Origin of the sequence: Sphingomonas sp. CCH9-F2 (assembly GCF_001556735.1) — a bacterium.
In the GTDB taxonomy this organism is placed as follows: Bacteria; Pseudomonadota; Alphaproteobacteria; order Sphingomonadales; family Sphingomonadaceae; genus Sphingomonas; species Sphingomonas ginsenosidimutans.
In genome coordinates, this window is record NZ_LSJO01000319.1 from 1 (window position 1) to 18880 (window position 18880).

14 protein-coding genes and 1 tRNA gene are annotated in these 18880 nt (G+C 68.2%); 2 read left to right on the top strand and 13 right to left on the bottom strand.

Annotated features, from left to right (window positions below; translation table 11 throughout):
• Positions 1–191: 191 nt before the first annotated feature.
• From AX685_RS09325 to AX685_RS09335, 3 genes are read right to left on the bottom strand one after another with little or no spacing between them, the layout of a single operon-like run.
• Positions 192–1769: a GspE/PulE family protein gene (locus AX685_RS09325; protein WP_066487855.1), complete on the bottom strand. Its 1578-nt coding sequence runs from the start codon at positions 1767–1769 to the stop codon at positions 192–194.
• On the bottom strand, positions 1766–3970 hold the full coding sequence (gspD, locus tag AX685_RS09330) for a type II secretion system secretin GspD (protein WP_066487857.1): 2205 nt from the start codon (positions 3968–3970) through the stop codon (positions 1766–1768). Before gspD ends, AX685_RS09325 begins: the two co-directional genes overlap by 4 nt.
• Positions 3970–4788 carry a type II secretion system protein N gene (locus tag AX685_RS09335; RefSeq protein ID WP_066487859.1) on the bottom strand — a complete coding sequence of 273 codons (819 nt, stop codon included), beginning with the start codon at positions 4786–4788 and terminating at the stop codon, positions 3970–3972. The genes gspD and AX685_RS09335 overlap by 1 nt, the downstream gene beginning before the upstream one ends.
• Positions 4789–4906: 118 nt before the next feature.
• On the opposite strand from AX685_RS09335, the gene AX685_RS09340 reads away from it, so the two are divergent.
• Positions 4907–5536 carry a prolyl hydroxylase family protein gene (locus AX685_RS09340; RefSeq protein ID WP_066487862.1) on the top strand — a complete coding sequence of 210 codons (630 nt, stop codon included), beginning with the start codon at positions 4907–4909 and terminating at the stop codon, positions 5534–5536.
• Between the two features lie 69 nt (positions 5537–5605).
• Here AX685_RS09340 and AX685_RS09345 read toward each other — a convergent pair whose 3' ends face one another.
• The 5 genes from AX685_RS09345 to lon form a co-directional block, all read right to left on the bottom strand.
• A complete protein-coding gene (locus tag AX685_RS09345) occupies positions 5606–8401 on the bottom strand; it encodes a TonB-dependent receptor domain-containing protein (RefSeq protein ID WP_066487864.1) in 2796 nt (931 codons plus the stop codon).
• Between the two features lie 91 nt (positions 8402–8492).
• Positions 8493–10142, bottom strand: a complete 1650-nt coding sequence (locus AX685_RS09350; RefSeq protein WP_066487865.1) for a hypothetical protein — start codon at positions 10140–10142, stop codon at positions 8493–8495.
• A 259-nt stretch (positions 10143–10401) separates the two neighbouring features.
• Positions 10402–10476, bottom strand: a tRNA-Val gene (locus tag AX685_RS09355).
• A 67-nt stretch (positions 10477–10543) separates the two neighbouring features.
• Positions 10544–10816, bottom strand: coding sequence for an HU family DNA-binding protein (locus AX685_RS09360; RefSeq protein WP_066487866.1), 273 nt, complete (start codon positions 10814–10816; stop codon positions 10544–10546).
• Positions 10817–10982: 166 nt separating this feature from the next.
• Positions 10983–13379 carry an endopeptidase La gene (lon, locus tag AX685_RS09365; RefSeq protein ID WP_066487867.1) on the bottom strand — a complete coding sequence of 799 codons (2397 nt, stop codon included), beginning with the start codon at positions 13377–13379 and terminating at the stop codon, positions 10983–10985.
• A 145-nt stretch (positions 13380–13524) separates the two neighbouring features.
• Between lon and AX685_RS09370 the strand changes: the two genes are divergently transcribed.
• On the top strand, positions 13525–13782 hold the full coding sequence (locus AX685_RS09370; protein ID WP_066487869.1) for a hypothetical protein: 258 nt from the start codon (positions 13525–13527) through the stop codon (positions 13780–13782).
• On the opposite strand, the gene AX685_RS09375 is transcribed toward AX685_RS09370, so the two are convergent.
• The 5 genes from AX685_RS09375 to AX685_RS09395 all read right to left on the bottom strand — a co-directional run bounded on the left by AX685_RS09375 (position 13755) and on the right by AX685_RS09395 (position 18697).
• Positions 13755–14879, bottom strand: coding sequence for a calcium:proton antiporter (locus AX685_RS09375; protein WP_066487872.1), 1125 nt, complete (start codon positions 14877–14879; stop codon positions 13755–13757). The genes AX685_RS09370 and AX685_RS09375 overlap by 28 nt on opposite strands.
• A 73-nt stretch (positions 14880–14952) precedes the next feature.
• Positions 14953–15549 carry a GNAT family N-acetyltransferase gene (locus AX685_RS09380; protein ID WP_066487875.1) on the bottom strand — a complete coding sequence of 199 codons (597 nt, stop codon included), beginning with the start codon at positions 15547–15549 and terminating at the stop codon, positions 14953–14955.
• An 83-nt stretch (positions 15550–15632) separates the two neighbouring features.
• Positions 15633–16898, bottom strand: coding sequence for an ATP-dependent Clp protease ATP-binding subunit ClpX (gene clpX / locus AX685_RS09385; protein ID WP_066487877.1), 1266 nt, complete (start codon positions 16896–16898; stop codon positions 15633–15635).
• Between the two features lie 92 nt (positions 16899–16990).
• Positions 16991–17680, bottom strand: coding sequence for an ATP-dependent Clp protease proteolytic subunit (locus tag AX685_RS09390; protein ID WP_066487879.1), 690 nt, complete (start codon positions 17678–17680; stop codon positions 16991–16993).
• Between the two features lie 72 nt (positions 17681–17752).
• On the bottom strand, positions 17753–18697 hold the full coding sequence (locus AX685_RS09395; RefSeq protein WP_066487883.1) for a glycosyltransferase family 2 protein: 945 nt from the start codon (positions 18695–18697) through the stop codon (positions 17753–17755).
• Between the last annotated feature and the right edge of the window lie 183 nt (positions 18698–18880).

The window sequence follows — 18880 nt, forward strand, 5'->3', positions numbered from 1 at the left end:
GCCGCCCGCGCCGCCGCCGCATCGGTGGCCGCGACGTGGCCGCGCGTCTCATTCCCCCGCGTGTCGATCGCGACATAGTCGAAATCGGCCATCACTCCTCCCCGGCACGGGGAAGGGGACCGCTCGCGCAGCGAGTGGCGGAGGGGGACGACCACAGGGGGAACCGGGCGGGGCAGGCCCCCTCCACCATGCTACGCATGGTCCCCCTCCCCGTGCCGGGGAGGATCGGTATCCACCCCCTCGCTGCGGCTCACCCGCACCGCTTCCTCCGCGGTGGTGACGCCGCTTTCCACCAGCCGCCGCGCCGCGCTCGCCAGCGTGTCGTTGTTCGCGAAGGCATGGCGCGCGATCGCGTCCTCGTCGCCGCCGTCATTGATGAGGCGCCGCACCGTCGCATCGACGCGCACCGCCTCGTACACGCCGATTCGCCCCTTGAAGCCGGTGCGATTGCACTGCTCGCACCCGACCGCCTCGTACACCGTCGCCCGCGGATCGACGCCCAGCAGCGGCGCGACCGTGTCTGCGGCCACCGCCGGGCGGCGGCACGCCGGGCACAGCCGCCGCACCAGCCGCTGCGCGATCACCGCACGCAGCGTGCTGGCGATCAGGAACGGCTCCACCTTCATGTCTCGCATCCGCGTGATCGCGCCGACCGCGTCGTTGGTGTGGACGGTCGACAGCACCAGATGCCCGGTCAGCGACGCCTGCACCGCGATCTCGGCGGTTTCGCGGTCGCGGATCTCGCCGATCATCACCGTATCGGGGTCCTGGCGCAGGATCGCGCGCAAGCCGGCGGCAAAGGTCAGCCCGACCTTGGCATTGACCTGCGTCTGCCCGACGCCCTCGACGGCATATTCGACCGGATCCTCGACGGTCAGAATGTTGCGCGTCCCGTCGTTCAGCAGCCGCAACGCCGCATACAGCGTCGTCGTCTTGCCGCTGCCGGTCGGCCCGGTGACCAGCACGATGCCGTTCGGCTCGGCGATCGCCTCGCGCAGCAGCGCGTACATCGGCGGTGCCATCCCCAGCGCGTCGAGATCGATGCCCGCGTTTTCCTTGTCCAGGATACGCAGCACCACCCGCTCGCCCGCGCGGCTCGGCAGCGTCGAGACACGCACGTCCAGCAGCTTGCCGCCCAGCGTCAGGCCCATGCGCCCATCCTGCGGCACGCGCCGCTCGGCGATGTCCAGCCGCGCCATCACCTTGATACGGCTGACCACCACCGGCGCGACATGCGGCGGCATCCGCAGCGTCTCGCGCAGCACACCGTCGATGCGCATCCGCACCACCAAGCCGGTCTCATACGGCTCGATATGGATATCCGACACGCTGTTGCGCGCGGCATCGGCGATGACGCCGTTGATGAGGCGGATCGCCGGCGCGTCGTCGGCGGTGTCCAGCAGGTCCTCCGCGGTCGGCAGCCCCTCGGCCAGCAGGTCCAGCTCATCACCCATGCCCACCGCCGCGGCGGCGGTCGCCTGCCCGTCCATCGCATAATGATCGGACAGCAGCCGGTCGAACTCGGCCGGCGCGACCACCGCGATATCGAACGCGCGCCCCAGAACGCGCCGCACCTCGATCAGCGCGCGCGGATCGCTCCCATCGCGCAGCGCCACCCGATCGCCGTCCAGCACCACGCCGAACTTGCGCGCGAAGGCATAAGGCAGCACGACCGGCGGCACGACCAGCGTATCCGGGATCGCATCAGGCGCGACCGGCACCGGCGCCGCATCCGCCGCGTCGATCTGCGCGCCGGTGCGGACGATCATTTCTTCCGCCCCGGAATGGTCACCACCGAATTGCGATAGACCGGCACGCCGACGCGCATGTCCTCGATACTGCCCGGCTGCCCGGCCGGGGGCAGCGGCGGCGTGGTGCCCATATATTCGCGCACCAGCGTGTCGATCGACGGCTCCGACGACGGGTCCTGCTGCCCCTGTTGCAGGCGCAGATATCCGTACCGCTGCTCGGTGACGCGGCGGTTGTCCTGCGCGGTGCGGATCACCGTCGGGCGGATGAAGATCATCAGGTTGGTCTTGGCGCGCGTCTTCGCCTTGGACTTGAACAGATTGCCCAGCAGCGGAATGTCGCCCAGCAGCGGGATGCGCTCGATCGTGCGGCGTTCCTCGTCGCTCAACAACCCGCCGATCACCCCGATCGCGCCGTCGTCGACGGTCAGCACCGTCTCCACCTCACGCTTGTTGAGGATGAGGTCAGAATTGTTGTTCGACACCGGCCCCGCGATCGAGCTGACCTCCAGGTGCAGGTTCAGCTTGATCGTCCCGGATGAATTGACCTGCGGCCGCACGTCCAGCCCGATGCCGACATTCTGCCGCTGCGTGGTGCGGAAGGCGTTGTCGAAATTGGCCGACAGCGCCTCGCCGGTGGTGATCGGGATCTCCTGCCCGACCAGCGTATGCGCCTCCTGATTGTCGATCGTCATGATCTGCGGCACCTGCAGCAGGTTCGACTGGTTGTCGGCCTTCACCGCATTGATGATCGCGCCGAACACCGTCTGGCCGATCTGCCCGCCGAACCCGCCGAACCCGCCCGACGATCCGATGATCGAACTGATCGCCGATTGCGTCAGCTGGTCGGTGCCGGGGCTGTTGGTGACGGTCTCGGTCTTCGTCCCGTCCGGCGCGGTCACGATCGTGCGCGTGCCGCCCAGGTTGCGCCCGCCAATCGCGCCGGCGATCTGCAGGATGTTCGGTGCCGAATTGCTGAACGTCGATGCGGCGAAGGCGCCGCCGTCCAGGTTGCCCAGGATGAATTGCGCGCCCAGCCGGTTGACCGTGCTGTCCGACACTTCGGCGACGATCGCCTCCACCAGCACCTGTTGCCGGCGCTGGTCAAGCCGCGCGATCACGTCGCTCAGCTGGCGCTGCACGTCGGCGGGCGCGGCGATGACGATCGCGTTGGCGCCGGCATAGCGGGTGACGACCGCGGCGGTGCGCCGCCCCTCACCGGTGATCGCCGCCTGTTGCGGTTGCCCGCCGGACGATTGCGTCGCGGCCGGCGACGGCTGCGCGCGCGTCGCCGGCTGCGGCGTCGCACCCACCCCGGTCGCGCCGGTGCTCGACGTGCTCAGCCCGGTGCGCGACAGCCCCTGTTCCTGGATCGCGTCGGGCGCCTGCCCGACCAGCTGCTGAAGCACGGGCACCAGCTGCGTCGCGTCGGCATTTTCCAGGAACACGACCTTGATCTCGGTCGCGTTGCGCGCGCTCTGGTCCAGGTCGCGCGCCAGTGCCGCCAGCCGCGCCACCGTCTGCGGATCGCCGCGCAGCGCCACCGCGTTGGAGCTTTCGATCGCCACCGCCGCCGCGCCGCCACCCGGCCCGGTCGCCGCGCCGGCGCCCCCACCGCCCGCCAGCCCCTGCAACGCGGTCGCCACGTCGCTTGCGCGCGCGTTGCGAAGCGCGATGACGCGCGTCGACGACGTGTCGGTGTCGATCCGGCGCACCACTTCGCGCACGCGCCGGACGTTGTCGGCGAAATCGACCACCACCAGGCTGTTGCCGCTGCGGTTGGCGGTGACCGACCCTTGCGCGCTCACGAGCGGGCGCACCGTGTCCACCGCCTGCGCGGCATCGCCGGAACGCAACCGGATGATCTCGGTCACCAGCTGGTTGCGCGCCGCACCCGCCACGCCGACGCGGCCGGGCTGGCTGGCGGCATTGTCGATCGGCTGGACGCGGAACGCGCCATTGGCGGTCGGCACTGCGACCAGCCCGTTGGCGCGCAGCGTCGACAGGAACACTTCCAGATATTCGGAGCGCGACAGCGGCCGGTCGGTGACGACCGTCACCTTCCCCTGCACGCGATTGTCGATGATGAAGGTGCGCCCGGTCACCTTCGCGGCATCGGCGATGAACGCGCGGATATCGGCGTCTCGGACGTTGAGAGTCGTCTGGGCCAGCGCCGGCGCAGCGGCCGCAAGGAGCGCGATAGGGGCGAGATAAGGCTTCATCAGGATACCGGAATGGAGAGCGGAAGCGCCTGTCCGTCGCGCTCCACCGTCAGGGAAAGGGTGCCGCCGGCCGCGCTGTCGCGCACCAGCCGTTCGAGATCGCCGGCGCCCGCCACCGGCTTGCCGCCGACTTGCGTCACCACGTCGCCGTCGCGCAAGCCCGCCGCGGCGAAGCTGCCGCCGCCCTGCCCGCGCACCGTCAGCCCGGTGACGCGCCCGCCCTCGATCCGCGGGATCGCACCGATATCCGCGCGCAGCCGCTCGACCGGCAGCGTCACGCCCGCCGCCGCCGGCGCGGCGGGGCCGGTCACGCTTGCGGCGCTGGCGGCGGGCCCAGCGCCGGCGCTGCTGGCGGGATCGAGGAACAGTTCTTGCGTCGCGCCGCCGCGATCCAGCGTGACATGGTCGAACGCCACCGCCTTCAGCGTGATGCCGGGGGTGACCTCCTCACCCACGCTGACGCTTTTCTGGATGCCGTCCGGCCCCGCCACGATCGCCGATCCGCGCCCGCCGGCCGCGTCCATGCGCGTGCCGAACAGCGTCAGTTGCAGCGACGCGGCCGCCGCCGGCGCCTGCCCGCCCGTCACGCGATAAAAGGGATCGAACCCCGCCAGCACGCCCGCGGGATCGGCGGGAATCGTCGGAGCGGCGGGCATCCACGCCCCCAGCGGGGCGACCGGGGTCACGATCACCCACAGCAGCCGCGCGCACTGCACCGCCAGCCCCGCCAGCAGCAGCAATTCCGCAGCCGAATAGATGCTGACGACGGGCAAACGCCTCAGGATCGCCCGCGCGCGGGCGTCGAACTTCAATCGCATGCGCTTGGCCAACTCCCCGCGAGCGCCCGGCTAGGCCGCGCATGTTACAGCGCCATTGCGCGCTTGTGTAATATTTCTCTGCTTGGGCGCGCGCGGGGGGCTGTGGCAAGGAAGGGCCATGGCCAGCGACCCGATCGTCTCGCATCTTTCCGCCCAGCCCGGCATCCAGAAGGTGCCCAGTCCCAAGCTGACGCTGTTCCTGCGGCGCGGCTTCCTGGACGCCGCGACCTGCGCCGCGCTGGTCGAACGGATCGACGCGCACCGCCGCCCCTCGACCGTCTCCGATCATAATGGCGACAACGCCTTTCGCACCAGCGAGACGTGCGACCTGTCGGCCGCCGACCCGCTGGTCGCCGCAGTCGACGCGATGCTGGCGGCGTTCACCGGGCTCGACCCCGCCTATGGCGAACCGCTCCAGGGGCAGCGCTATGCCGTGGGGCAGGAGTTCAAGGCGCACACCGATTATTTCGAACCCGACGGCGTCGATTTCGAGAAATATTGCAGCATCGCGGGCAACCGCACCTGGACCGCGATGGTCTATCTCAACGAACCCGACGCCGGCGGCGCGACGCGGTTCAAGGCGATCGACAAGACCATCCAGCCCGAGACCGGCAAACTGGTGTGCTGGAGCAACCGCCGCCCCGACGGCAGCCTCAACCCGTCGACGCTCCATCACGGGATGAAGGTGCGCGCCGGCACCAAATACGTCATCACCAAATGGTATCGCGAACGCCCCTGGGGCTGGTGACGGTACCGCAAACGGCAAACCCCGCGCCGTCCATCGACGACGCGGGGCCTTGCTCATCCGTGCGACCGATCAGAACGTGACGCTGGCGCCCAGCGTGAACATCCGGCCGAGGCGGTAACGGTTGACGTCGACGACATTGCCGCCCTCGAACGTCTGCCGCTCCTGATAGCGCGTACCCGTCAGGTTGCGCCCTTCCGCCTTGATCTCGATCTGCTGGCCCAGGAACTGGGTCTTCTGCCGCGCGACCAGGTCCAGGCGGATGCCTGGCCGCTCGACGATATCCGGCTGGAAGCCGACGCCGCCCAGCAGCGACGGGCCGCGGTTGGTGACGCGGTCGCTGGCATAGTTGAACAGCGCGGTCACCTGCGTGCCGTTGTCGGTGTCCTCGTAACCCAGCTGCAGGTTGACCAGGTGATCCGACTGCCCCGTCAGCGGCGCGCCGTCGCGGAACAGCAGGCGGGCCGGCGCGAAATTGGCCTGGCAACCGCCCAGCGTCGTACCTTCCAGCACGCCGGGGACGCAGGTGTCGTCCGCGGTGATCTTCGACTGGGTATAGGTGTAGTTGGCGATGATCACCGCCCGCTTGCCCGCCATCCCGTCGGAGATGAAGTCGAGCGGCACGTACTTCTGCAGCTCGACCTCGGCACCCCACAGCGTCGCCTTGGGCAGATAGGTGAAGCCGGTCTGCAACCGCGCGTCGGGCGTCGGATAGAAGCCGACCTGCTCGATCGGGCGATCGATCCGCTTGTAGAAGCCCGCCGCGGTGATCCGCTGGTCACGCGCGAAGAACCATTCGTAGCGCGCTTCCAGATTGTACAGCTCGCTGTCGCGCAGCCGCGGGTTGCCGAAGAACAGGCGATCCGATTCGAAATCGCGGAACGCCTGCGGCGCCAGTTCGCGGAACTGCGGGCGGGCGATCGTCTTCGACGCGGCGACACGCAGCTGCATGTTCTCCGCGAAATTCCACGTCAGCGTCGCCGCCGGCAGGAAATAGTCGTTGTTCAGCAGCGTCCCGGTCGAGTTGACCGGCGTGACCTGCTGCTTGGCGGTTTCGTATCGAACGCCGATGATCGCGCGCAGCCCGTCGAACGCCTCCGCCTCGGCCTGGACATAGCCGGCGTGGATGCGCAGCTTGGCGTCATAGGCGTAGGAGCCGTTCTGCCCCGCGTCGAAGCGCAGCTGCACCGCATTCTGCGCCGGCGTGCCGGTGGGCGACACCGCGCAGCCGTTGAGGACGTCCGGCGACAGCAGGAAGTCGGGGCGGAACAGGTTGCACGGGAACGGGATCTGCGAACCCGTCGTAGTCTGGTAGACGAACGGCAGGCGGGTCGACGTGCGATCGTTGTCGGAGAAGTAATAGCCGCCCGACAGCGTCATCGGCCGCTCGCCCGCCAGCTTGTAGGCGACGTCCGCCTGACCGGAGTACAGGTTCTCGTCCAGCTCGCTGAACACCACCGTGGCGAACCGGTCGAAGGCGTTGGTCGCCTGCCACACGCCCGGGCAGTTGAGCGCGCTGCCACCGACCGGCACGTCGACCGTGATGTTCAGCGCGGTGTTGCACAGGTAGATGAACTGGCGCTCGTACGGCGACTTGCGCTTCGAATTGGCATAGGCGCCGCGCAGGTCCACCGACAGGCCGTCGACCGGCTTGAACTCGCCGACCAGCTGCGTCTCGATCAGCTGCCGTTCGAAGAAGCTGGTGTTCTGCTGGAACAGCGGCGCGCCGCTGGAATTGTTGTAGATCGTCGCCGCCGACGCGCGGCCCTGCTTCAGCGAATCGTGGATGTACACGTTCGTCCAGCGGATGCGGTTCGCGTCGAACTCCGCACCGAAGCCCAGCAGGCCGTTCACCACCGCGCGATTGTCGGTGATGACGGTGTGGAAGTCGTTGCGCAGCGACCCCGTCTCCTGGACGGTATCCTGCTGCGTCACGTCGCGGGTGCGCCACGTGTTCGAAATGCTGCCGGTGGCGACCACGCCCAGCCGGGTCGCGCCCAGATCGCCGGTCAGGCCAGCGCTCAGCTCGCCGGACCAGTTCGGCGGGATATCGCCGTTGCGCTGGAGCAGCGTGGTCGGCGCATTCGACAGCTGCGCGACCTGCTCGGTCGGGATCACGCCGGTGCCGGTCGGCGCCGCCTTGATGAAGCCGGGAACGCGGCGCTCGCCGTTGTCATAGCCCAGCCAGTCGGTCTTGGAGCCGTAATAGGTATAGCCCAGCCGCCCGGTCGTCTCGGTATCCACCGTGATCGATGCGCCGCCGGTGATGAAGCTTTCGTCCGGGATCGCCTTTGTCGTCAGGTTGATGACGCCGCCGCCGAACTCGCCCGGGTAATTGGCCGAATAGGTCTTCTGCACCAGCGCCGATCCGACGATCGACGTCGGGAAGATATCGAGCGGGACGGTACGGCGCAGCGGCTCGGGGCTGGGCAGCGGCGAACCGTTGAGCAGCGCCGACGAATAGCGATCGCCCAGGCCGCGCACGAAGACATAGCCGTTGCCGACCACCGACAGGCCGGTGACGCGGGTCAGCGCGCCGGCGATATCGCCTTCGCCGGTGCGCGCGATATCCGCCGCCGACAGGACGTTGACCACCTGCGCGGTCGCGCGGACGGTATTGGGGATGTTACGGCCGACGACGACGATATCCTCGCTGGCGGAGGTATCGACGCCCGGCGCGGACACTTCCGCCTGATCCTGCTGCGGATCGGCAGCCGGATCGGCGGGCGTGTCCGGCGAGGCCGTGGCGGGAGCCGGGGCCGGCGCGGCGGGCGCGCCGGTGGAGGGGGCGACCTGCGCCAGCGCCGCGGGGGCGACCAGCGTGGTGGTCAGCAGGAGAAGCGATGCGTAGGCGGTGCGCTGGCGCATGGATCGGGCCTTCCGATAGGGGGCAAAGAGCGGGGCCGGGGCGGCGTGTGCGCGCCCCGGCCGACCGCCGGTCAGTGAAGCGCGATGCGCCTCACCGGCCCTGGCACTGGAAGTAGACCGAGTTGAACGTCGGCGGCCCCACGTCCTGCAGCGCGCTGTTGGCCGGGCGGATCGTCGAGCGATCGTTGCCGGTCGCCGCCGCGCCGTTCACCTGGTTGCTGGCGATCATGTTGACGCAGGTCTGGCCGGCCGGGGTCTTCACCACGCCGTTGACGAACGCGAAGTCCGCACCGCCGCGCAGGCGGATCGCCGACGGCGCCGACGTCGTCTGGACGAAGGTGAAGTTGGCGTAGCGGCCGTAGGTGCGCGGCAGCAGGTCTTCCGAGCCGTTCGAGTCGATCTCGGTCGCGAACGAGTCGGCGGTCGAACCGCCGGCCTTCTGCGCCGCGATGATGAACTGCATGAACCCGCGCCAGCCGTTGTCGACGTCGAAGCCGTCGTCGTCGGCGCCGGTCACCACGAAATACTTGATGTTGGCGGTGCCGCCGAAGATCTCGACGCCGTCATCCGACGAATTGTGGCTCTGCACGTGGTCGATCACGGTGCCCGAACCGACGCCGCCCAGCGTCAGGCCCTGCAGCTCGTTGCCCTCGCTGATCGCGATGCCGGTGTAGCGGATCTGGACGTACTGCAGCGCACCCGAGCTGTCGGTCTGATTGGTGCCGCCGTAGAAGCGGCCGGTCACGCCCTCGATCGCCTGCTGGCAGGTGGTCGACGTGCCGCCGGCATCGTTCGGGCCGGTGCCGGTGGCGCACACCGCGGTCGGCGCGCGGCCCAGCAGGACGACGCCGCCCCACAGGCCCTGGGTCGCGTCGGACACGCCGTTGTTCACCAGGTTCTGCTGCGCGGTGAAGACGATCGGCGCATCGGCGGTGCCGACCGCGTTCAGCTTGCTGCCGCGGTTGACCAGCAGCAGATCGTTCGACGATTCGCTGGCATCGGCGGCGAGCACCACGCCCGGCGCGATCGTCAGCGTCACGTTGCTGGTGCCGTCGACGCCCACTTCGGTCTGCCCGCGGAAGCGATAGACGACGCCCGCGATCTTCGGCAGCGAGAGGTCGGCGGAAATGACGCCCGGCAGGCGGCAGTAACGCCAGGACGGGTTGGCCGCGCCGCTCGGCGTGAACGTGCCGTCGTCGATCAGGCCGGTCGGGCAGACCGAGGTCGCGGCGGCATAGGCGCCGATCGACGGCACCGCGCCGCACTGCGCGCTGTTCAGGAACGCCGCGGTGGTCGACGAACAGGTCCAGCCGGAGAAGGCGCTGTCGTTCGGGCCGCTCAGCGCGCCGACATAGCTGGTGTTCTGGATGAAGCTGGTGTTGCCCAGCACCGTCTGCGGGTTGCTGGCGGTGGTCAGCGAGGTGCCGTTGACGGGATAGACGCCGTTCAGCGTGTTGCCGAAGCCGTTGACGTTGTTGTTAGCGCCCGCGTTCACGATCGCCAGTTGCTCGTCTGCGGTGATCGTCACGCCGCCCTGCGTCGTCGCGGTGGCGAACTGCGCCGCGGTCAGCGCGGTCGGGGTCGGGGTACCGGTCGGCGTCGGGGTCGGCGCCGGCTGGTTGATGACGACACCGATCGAACCGGCGCCCGGCGAGGCGACATCGTCCGCGCCGCACGACGCGAGGAACAGACAGGCGGTGGTCGCCAGCAGGCTGCTGTGACGACGGCTGAAGCTGAGCATGAAACACTCCCTTTGATGGCGGGTCCGTCCCTCGGATCCCCGGAAACGGAAGGGCGGCTGGCCCGTCCGTTCGTCCCATCGGCGGCGCTAGGCGCGGGAGGTGACAATAGAATGCAGGTTTGAAGTCAGTTGAATGACGCATGAGTGACGTTTTGATGACGTCACCCGAAAGCCACGTGCGCGACCGAGGCGGCCCCGCGCCGCGTCAGCGCGCAAACGAAAAACCCCGCCGGCACGGGCCGGCGGGGTCTGTCGGACATGGTGGGCGCGACAGGGATTGAACCTGTGACCCCACCCGTGTGAAGGGTGTGCTCTACCGCTGAGCTACGCGCCCGATCCGTATCGGAGCGGCGCGTCTACGCAAAGCGTGTGCGCCTGTCCAGCACTTAAATGTCCAGCGCTTAATTCAGCGAATCCTTCAACACCTTGCCCGCCTTGAACTTGGGCTGGTTGGACGCCTTGATCGTCATCGGCTCGCGGGTGCGCGGGTTGCGCCCGATCGAGGCCTTGCGCTTGCTGACCGCGAAGGTGCCGAATCCGACCAGGCGCACTTCGTCGCCCTTCTTCAGGCTGGCCGAAATCGTGTCGAACACCGCCTCGACCGCGCGGCTTGCCTCGTTCTTGCCAAGCCCCGCCGACGTCGCCACCGCCGCGATCAGTTCCTGCTTGTTCATCCGAAATTGCCCCGTTTCTTTACAGTTTACGCGATTTGAAAGAGATTCGCGGCTTGCGGCCACATCCGCCCAGTAATGCGCGGGCACGGACGCGAGTCAAACGAAACCGCCGCGCGGCCTTGCCGTGCGGCGGTGACGTTCTGCTGACAATCGTGTGCGATTGCGGTCAGTGGTGCAGTTCGCCCCCCGCCGGCGCGATCGTCGCGGGCGGCAGCGCCGCCAGTTCGTCCGCTTCGGTCCACACGATCGACTCGAGTGGCCGCGTCAGCGCCAGCTTCAGCACCTCGTCGACATGCGCCACCGGCACGATCGTCAGTCCGTCGCGGATGTTCCGCGGGATCTCGACGAGGTCCTTCTCATTCTCCTTCGGGATCAGCACCGTCTCGATCCCGCCGCGCAGCGCCGCGAGCAGCTTTTCCTTCAGCCCGCCGATCGGCAGCACCCGCCCGCGCAGCGTTACCTCGCCGGTCATCGCCACTTCCTTGCGCACCGGAATGCCGGTCAGCGTCGACACGATCGACGTCACCAGCCCGATTCCCGCCGACGGGCCGTCCTTGGGCACCGCACCTTCGGGAAGATGGATGTGGATGTCCTTGCGATGGAACAGGCTGGGCTTGATCCCGAACGACGGCGCGCGCGCCTGGACGAAGCTGAAGGCGGCCTGCACCGATTCCTTCATCACATCGCCCAGCTTCCCGGTCACCTTCGCCGCGCCCTTGCCCGGCACGGTGACGCTCTCGATGGTCAGCAATTCGCCGCCTACCTCGGTCCATGCCAGTCCGGTCACCGCGCCGATCTGGTCCTCGGTCTCCGACAGGCCGTGGCGGAACTTCTGCACGCCCGCGAAATCGGCGAGGTTGTCGGGCGTGATCGTCACGCTTTCCACCTTGCCCTCCAGGATCTGGCGCAGCGCCTTGCGCGCCAGCCTGGCGATCTCGCGCTCCAGCGTGCGCACGCCGGCCTCGCGGGTGTAGCGCTGGATCAGCGCGCGCAGCCCTTCCTGCGTCAGCGTGAACTCGCCGGGCTTGAGCCCGTGCGCCTCGATCTGCTTGGCGATCAGATGGCGCTCGGCGATCTCGACCTTCTCGTCCTCGGTATAACCCTCCAGCCGGATGATCTCCATCCGGTCGAGCAGCGGCTGCGGCAGGTTGAGCGTGTTGGCGGTGCACACGAACATCACGTCCGACAGATCGATATCGATCTCCAGATAATGGTCGTTGAACTTCGCATTCTGCTCGGGGTCCAGCACCTCCAGCAGCGCCGACGCCGGATCGCCGCGGAAATCCTGTCCCAGCTTGTCGATCTCATCCAGCAGGAACAGCGGATTGGACGCCCCCGCCTTCTTGAGGTTGGTGACGATCTTGCCCGGCAGCGATCCGATATAGGTGCGCCGGTGGCCGCGAATCTCCGCCTCGTCGCGCACCCCGCCCAGCGACTGGCGGATGAACTCGCGACCCGTCGCCTTGGCGATCGACTTGCCGAGCGAGGTCTTTCCGACGCCCGGCGGCCCGACCAGGCACAGGATCGGCCCCTTCAGCTTGTTGGTGCGCGCCTGCACCGCCAGATACTCGACGATCCGGTCCTTGACCTTGTCGAGCGCATAATGATCCTCGTTCAGGATCGCCTCGGCAGCGGGAATGTCCTTCTTGATCTTGCTGCGCTTCCCCCACGGCAGCCCCAGCAGCACGTCCAGATAGTTGCGCACCACCGTCGCCTCGGCGCTCATCGGCGCCATGGTCTTCAGCTTCTTCAGCTCGGCGGTCGCCTTGCTGCGCGCTTCCTTCGACAGCTTCAGCGCGGCGATCTTCTGGGTCAGCTCGGCGATCTCGTCGCCCTCGCCTTCCTCGCCCTCGTTGCCCAGCTCGCGCTGGATCGCCTTCAGCTGCTCGTTGAGGTAATATTCGCGCTGCGTCTTCTCCATCTGGCGCTTGACGCGGCTCTTGATCTTCTTCTCGACCTGCAGGACGCCCAGCTCGCCTTCCATCAGCGCATAGGCCATCTCCAGCCGCTTGAGCGGGTCGGCCTCCATCAGCAGCGCCTGCTTCTCCGCGACCTTGACCTGGATGTTGCCCGCGACCGTATCCGCCAGCCGCGCGGCGACGTCGATCTCGGCCAGCTGCGCAGTCAGTTCGGCGGGAAGCTTGCGGTTGAGCTTGGCGTAATTCTCGAACTGGCTGACGACGGAGCGCATCAGCGCCGCCGCCTCGGTGCCCGACACCTCGGGATCCTCCAGCGCGGCGACCTCGGCTACCAGGTGATCGCCCGCCTCCTCCAGCGCCTCCAGCGTCGCGCGCACCTTGCCCTCCACCAGCACACGCACGGTGCCGTCGGGCAGTTTCAGCAGCTGGAGCACGGTGGCGGTGACGCCCATCGTGTACAGGTCGTCGCGCGCCGGATCGTCCTCGGCAGGGTCCAGCTGCGCGACGAGGAAGATTTCCTTGTCCGCGGCCATCGCGGCTTCCAGCGCGGCGACCGATTTGTCGCGTCCGACGAACAGCGGCACGATCATGTGCGGGAAGACGACGATATCGCGAAGCGGAAGAACGGGAAGAGTGGTCGTCATGAATACTCCGGTGCCGCACGAACGACGCGGCGATCGTCCATTATATGGTGCGTTTCGCCCCCGCATCAATCACGCTTGCCGTGCATCGCGATACTTCCGCGCGTGCGATGCGTTCGGGCCACGATCACGTGACAAGGATGACGTCATGACCCGTATCGCACTGCTGCGTACCGCCGAGATGGCGGCGATGTTCATGATCGGCGACGGCGTGGCTGGGCTGGTCCAGCCACGCCGCCATGTCGCGCTGTGGCAGGATCGCGCGCTGGGCGCGGAACGCACCGTCCGCCCGTTCGTGGGCCACCCCGCGCGCCGCCGCGCCTATGCGCTGGCGCAGATCGCCGCCGGGCTGCTGCTCGCCTCGCGACTCCACACCGGTCAGGGGACGACCGTGGTGAACAGATAGACCGCGAAGATCACCAGATGCACCGCGCCCTGCATCACCGTGGTGCGTCCGTTCCCCAGCGAAATCGTCGCGACGAACAGCGACAGCGCCAGCAGGATCAGCTTCATCGGCCCGATCCCCAGCGCAAGCGGCAGGTCGAGCGCCAGGCTGACGATCGCGACCGCCGGGATGGTCAGCCCGATCGTCGCCAGTGCCGATCCCAGCGCAAGGTTCAGGCTGGTCTGGATGCGGTTGCGCTTCGCCGCGCGATAGGCGGCGAGGCTTTCGGGCGCTAGCACCAGTGCGGCGATCACCACGCCGACGATCGCCAGCGGCAGCCCGGCGCCGAGCACCGCGCGCTCCACCGTTGCCGACAGTGCCTTGGCCAGCATCACCACCGCGACCAGCGCGACCAGCAGCACGCCGAACGCGATCACCGTCGTCTGCCGCGACGGCATTGGCGCGTGATCCTCGACGTCGTCGGTCTGCGGCAGGAAATAGTCGCGGTGACGCACCGTCTGCACCATAACGAACATGCCGTACAGGAACAGGCTGACCACCGCGACCAGCAGCAGTTGCGACGTGGCATAGAAGGGGCCGGGCGTGGTGGAGGTGTAGCTGGGCAGCACCAGCGTCAGCACCGCCATCGCCGCCAGCGTGCACAACGCCGCACTGACCCCGCGCAGCGAGAAACGCTGCTCGCGATGGCGCACCCCCCCGGCCATCAGACAGATGCCGATGATGCCGTTCAGGATGATCATGATCGCCGCGAACACCGTATCGCGCGCCAGTGCGGAGGCATCGCCCGCATCGCTGAGCATCAGCGACACGATCAGCGACACCTCGATCACCGTCACCGCGATCGCCAGCACCAGCGTCCCGAACGGCTCGCCGACGCGGTGCGCAACCACCTCCGCATGGTGGACCGCCGACAGCACGCACCCGATCAGGATCAGCGACGCCGCGACCGTCCCCGCCGCGCCCAGTTGATAGAGCGACGTCAGTACCGCCAGCATCCCCGCCGCGGGCAGCGCGAGCGTCCAGAGCGGCAACGACAGCCGCCCCAGCAACGCGCGTCGGGTGGCGGGCGGTGGAAGGGATTCGTCGCTGATCGTCATGCTGCGGTGCTGGCTCCTTTCCCCACCAATGCACGACGCGCGGCGACGATCCGCGCCCGTAACGAAAGCCGCGTCAGGAACCTCGTGCGGCCGCGCGGCGCATCGACCAGAATGGCGGCCCCCCACCCGGCACCCGCCAGTCGCCCACCAGTTCGAACCCCAGTGCCGCGTACAGCCCCAGGTTCTTCTCCGTCGCCGTTTCCAGATAGCAGGGGACGCCCGTCGCATCGGCCCGTGCCAGCCCGGCACGGATCGACGCGCCGCCCAGTCCCTTGCCCTGCTGCGCCGGATCGACGCCGGCGATGTGCAGGTACCAGAACGGCTCGACGGGAAAATGCTCCGCGATCACCGCGCTCAGCCGCAGCGCGCGACCTACCGCCGGCCCCAGCGCGGCGAGCAGCGGCACCGCGCGCGCCGCGGTGGACCACAGCGGCGCCTCCGGCCGCCCCGGTCGCCGCCACAGCGTCGCGGCATCGGCCTTCCCGCTGACCAGCCGCATCCCGTCGCGATCCTGGGCGAACAGTTGCGCGAACAATCGCGGCAGGCCCGTCGCGCGCCGGTCGGGATCGGGAAAGATGTAGCTCATCGCCGGATCGTCGGCGAACGCGCGCGCCAGCATGCCGGCCACCGCCGGCGCATCGCTGGCGGCCGCATCGCGGATCGTCATCATGCCCGTCCCCCCTCATGAAGAACGGGCGCCGCCGCATGATGCGACGACGCCCGGTCCCGTTCTACATCGCCGTTCCGGCCGCGTCAGGCGACTTCGCCGGCCTTCTTCTTGTCGGCATAGACGCGCACCGGCTCCTTGCGGCCGTCCACCACGTCCTTGTCGATCATCACCTCGTCGACGCCGTCCATGCCGGGCAGGTCGAACATCGTGTCGAGCAATATGCCCTCCAGGATCGAGCGAAGCCCGCGCGCACCGGTCTTGCGCTCGATCGCCTTCTTGGCGACCGTGGTCAGCGCGTCGTCGGTGAAGCCCAGCTTCACTTCCTCCATCTCGAACAGCTTCTGGTACTGCTTGACCAGCGCGTTTTTCGGCTCGGCCAGGATCTTGACCAGCGCGGGGACGTCCAGGTCCTCCAGCGTCGCGATCACCGGCAGACGGCCGACGAATTCGGGGATCAGCCCGAACTTCAGCAGATCCTCCGGCTCGGTCTGGCGCAGCACCTCGCCGGTGCGCTTCTCCTCGGGGGAAGCGACATAGGCGCCAAAGCCGATCGACTTGCCCTGCAACCGGTCGCCGATGATCTTCTCCAGACCGGAGAAGGCGCCGCCGCAGATGAACAGGATGTTCGTCGTGTCGACCTGCAGGAATTCCTGCTGCGGATGCTTGCGCCCGCCCTGCGGCGGCACGCTGGCGGTGGTGCCCTCCATCAGCTTCAGCAGCGCCTGCTGCACGCCCTCACCGGACACGTCGCGGGTGATCGACGGGTTTTCCGCCTTGCGGCTGATCTTGTCGATCTCGTCGATATAGACGATGCCGCGCTGCGCGCGTTCGACATTATAGTCGGACGCCTGCAACAGCTTGAGGATGATGTTCTCCACATCCTCGCCGACATAGCCCGCCTCGGTCAGCGTCGTCGCGTCGGCCATCGTGAACGGCACGTCCAGGATACGGGCGAGCGTCTGCGCGAGCAGCGTCTTGCCGCAACCGGTCGGGCCGACCAGCAGGATGTTGCTCTTGGCCAGCTCGACGTCGGCCCCCTTGGCGCCGTGGTTCAGCCGCTTGTAGTGGTTGTGCACCGCCACTGACAGGACGCGCTTGGCCTGCTTCTGGCCGATGACGTAATCGTCCAGCACGTCGCAGATTTCCTGCGGCGTGGGCACGCCGCCGTCCTTCTTCGCGACCAGCGCCGACTTCGTCTCCTCACGGATGATGTCGTTGCACAGCTCCACGCACTCGTCGCAGATGAAGACCGTCGGACCGGCGATCAGCTTGCGCACCTCGTGCTGCGACTTGCCGCAGAACGAGCAATACAGGGTGCTCTTGGAGTCGCCGCCGGAGAGCTTCGTCATTCAAACCGTTCCTTCCGCGCTGCCGCGGTATGCTGGGCCGGACATGCTAACCCGGCCCGGATGCTCCCGGCAATGCCGGAAAGCGATTAAGATTATGCCGACGGCTGCGTTTCGTCGGTCGGGACGGGCCGCTTGTCAAACACCTCGTCGATCAGGCCGAACGCCTTGGCCTCGTCCGACGACATGAACTTGTCGCGGTCCATCGCCTTCTCGATCTCCTCCAGTGGCTGGCCGGTGTACTTGGCGTACAGCTGGTTCAGCGAGTGGCGGATGCGCAGGATCTCGCGCGCCTGGATCTCGATGTCGCTGGCCATGCCCTGCGCGCCGCCCGACGGCTGGTGGATCATGATCCGCGCGTTGGTCAGCGCCACGCGCATGCCCGGCTCGCCCGACGCCAGCAGGAAGCTGCCCATCGACGCGGCCTGACCGATGCACACCGTGCCGACGCGCGGGCGGATGTACTGCATCGTGTCGTGGATCGCCATGCCCGCCGTGACGACCCCGCCCGGCGAGTTGATGTACATGAAGATGTCCTTCTTCGGATTTTCCGATTCCAGGAACAGCAACTGCGCGGTGATCAGGCTGGCCATGCCGTCCTCGACCCCGCCGGTGACGAACACGATCCGCTCGCGCAGCAGGCGGCTGAAGATGTCGAAGCTGCGCTCGCCGCGATTCGACTGTTCGATGACGATCGGCACCAGCCCGGCCTGGGTCTGCTGCATACCGACGCCGGCACGCGCCAGCGCCCCTGCGAAATCGCCGGTCTCGAACGGATTGTGCATGTAAAAAGCTCTCTTATGCCCTGAGGAAAATCGTGGCCCGCGCCGCCAACATCGGCGCTCGCCGCCGGCAGTTCAAGCCCCGCCGCGTGTCGGCGCGGGATGCGACAGATAGGCCAGCCGCCGCACCTCCCGCCGCCCGCGCACCACCGTATCCAGGATGAGTCCTGCAAAACCGTTGAGGGCCGCCAGGATCATCAGCCCGGTGACCAGGATCGCGGTCGGCACGCGCGGCACCAGCCCGGTGTGCATGTAGGTGATCGCCAGCGGCACCGCCAGCACCACCGCCAGCAGCGCCAGCACGGTGCCGATCGCCCCGAAGAACCACAGCGGCCGCTCGATCCGGTACAGCATCGCGATCGTGCGCAGGATACGCCAGCCGTCGCGATAGGTGCTCAGCTTCGATTCCGACCCGTCCGGCCGCGCGAAATAGGGCGTCTCCACCTCGCCCAGCGGCATCTTCAGCTCCAGCGCGTGGACGCTGATCTCGGTCTCGATCTCGAAGCCGACCGACAGCACCGGGAAACTCTTCACGAACCGTCGCGAGAAGACGCGGTAACCGCTCAGGATATCGGTGAAACTCCGCCCGAACAGCTGCGCCAGCATCCCCGTCAGCATCGCATTGCCGAACCGGTGCCCGCGGCGATAGGCGGCCGCCGCCTCGCCGATCCGGGTGCCGACGATCATGTCGAGCTGTTCGTCGACCAGCCGCGCGACCATCGCCGGCGCGCTGGCCGCGTCATAGGTCGCGTCGCCGTCGGCCATGACATAGACGTCGACGTCCACGTCGGCGAACATCCGGCGCACCACCGCGCCCTTGCCCTGGATCCGCTCGGTCCGGACGATCGCGCCCGCCGCGCGCGCCACATCCACCGTGCCGTCGCGGCTGTTGTTGTCATAGACGTAGATCGCCGCGTCGGGCAGCGCGGCGCGAAAACTCGCCACCGTCTGCGCGATCGCCGCCGCCTCGTTATAGCACGGCAGGATCACCGCCACGCGCAGCCCGGTCTGCCGTTCCATCATTTGTTTCCCATGTCCGTCACGATGCCGGCTGCACCGGCAGCGGTTGCGGGACCGTTACCGTCAGCCGCCCCGCTTCCGCCACCATCATCACCGCCGCCGGCAGCAGCAGCGTTACCAGCATCAGGTCGCGTCGCACCCGCCACAGCCGCCGCACGCCCGGATCGGCGAGCAGCAGCGCCA

What these genes read in the sequence shown, in the direction of transcription:
- AX685_RS09370 (WP_066487869.1), top strand. Translation starts at nt 13,525, where the DNA reads ATGACCCGTATCGCACTGCTGCGTACCGCCGAGATGGCGGCGATGTTC.
- AX685_RS09375 (WP_066487872.1), bottom strand. Translation starts at nt 14,879, where the DNA reads ATGACGATCAGCGACGAATCCCTTCCACCGCCCGCCACCCGACGCGCG.
- lon (WP_066487867.1), bottom strand. Translation starts at nt 13,379, where the DNA reads ATGACGACCACTCTTCCCGTTCTTCCGCTTCGCGATATCGTCGTCTTC.
- AX685_RS09395 (WP_066487883.1), bottom strand. Translation starts at nt 18,697, where the DNA reads ATGGAACGGCAGACCGGGCTGCGCGTGGCGGTGATCCTGCCGTGCTAT.
- AX685_RS09340 (WP_066487862.1), top strand. Translation starts at nt 4,907, where the DNA reads ATGGCCAGCGACCCGATCGTCTCGCATCTTTCCGCCCAGCCCGGCATC.
- AX685_RS09350 (WP_066487865.1), bottom strand. Translation starts at nt 10,142, where the DNA reads ATGCTCAGCTTCAGCCGTCGTCACAGCAGCCTGCTGGCGACCACCGCC.
- gspD (WP_066487857.1), bottom strand. Translation starts at nt 3,970, where the DNA reads ATGAAGCCTTATCTCGCCCCTATCGCGCTCCTTGCGGCCGCTGCGCCG.
- AX685_RS09380 (WP_066487875.1), bottom strand. Translation starts at nt 15,549, where the DNA reads ATGATGACGATCCGCGATGCGGCCGCCAGCGATGCGCCGGCGGTGGCC.
- AX685_RS09390 (WP_066487879.1), bottom strand. Translation starts at nt 17,680, where the DNA reads ATGCACAATCCGTTCGAGACCGGCGATTTCGCAGGGGCGCTGGCGCGT.
- AX685_RS09345 (WP_066487864.1), bottom strand. Translation starts at nt 8,401, where the DNA reads ATGCGCCAGCGCACCGCCTACGCATCGCTTCTCCTGCTGACCACCACG.
- AX685_RS09360 (WP_066487866.1), bottom strand. Translation starts at nt 10,816, where the DNA reads ATGAACAAGCAGGAACTGATCGCGGCGGTGGCGACGTCGGCGGGGCTT.
- AX685_RS09325 (WP_066487855.1), bottom strand. Translation starts at nt 1,769, where the DNA reads ATGATCGTCCGCACCGGCGCGCAGATCGACGCGGCGGATGCGGCGCCG.
- clpX (WP_066487877.1), bottom strand. Translation starts at nt 16,898, where the DNA reads ATGACGAAGCTCTCCGGCGGCGACTCCAAGAGCACCCTGTATTGCTCG.
- AX685_RS09335 (WP_066487859.1), bottom strand. Translation starts at nt 4,788, where the DNA reads ATGCGATTGAAGTTCGACGCCCGCGCGCGGGCGATCCTGAGGCGTTTG.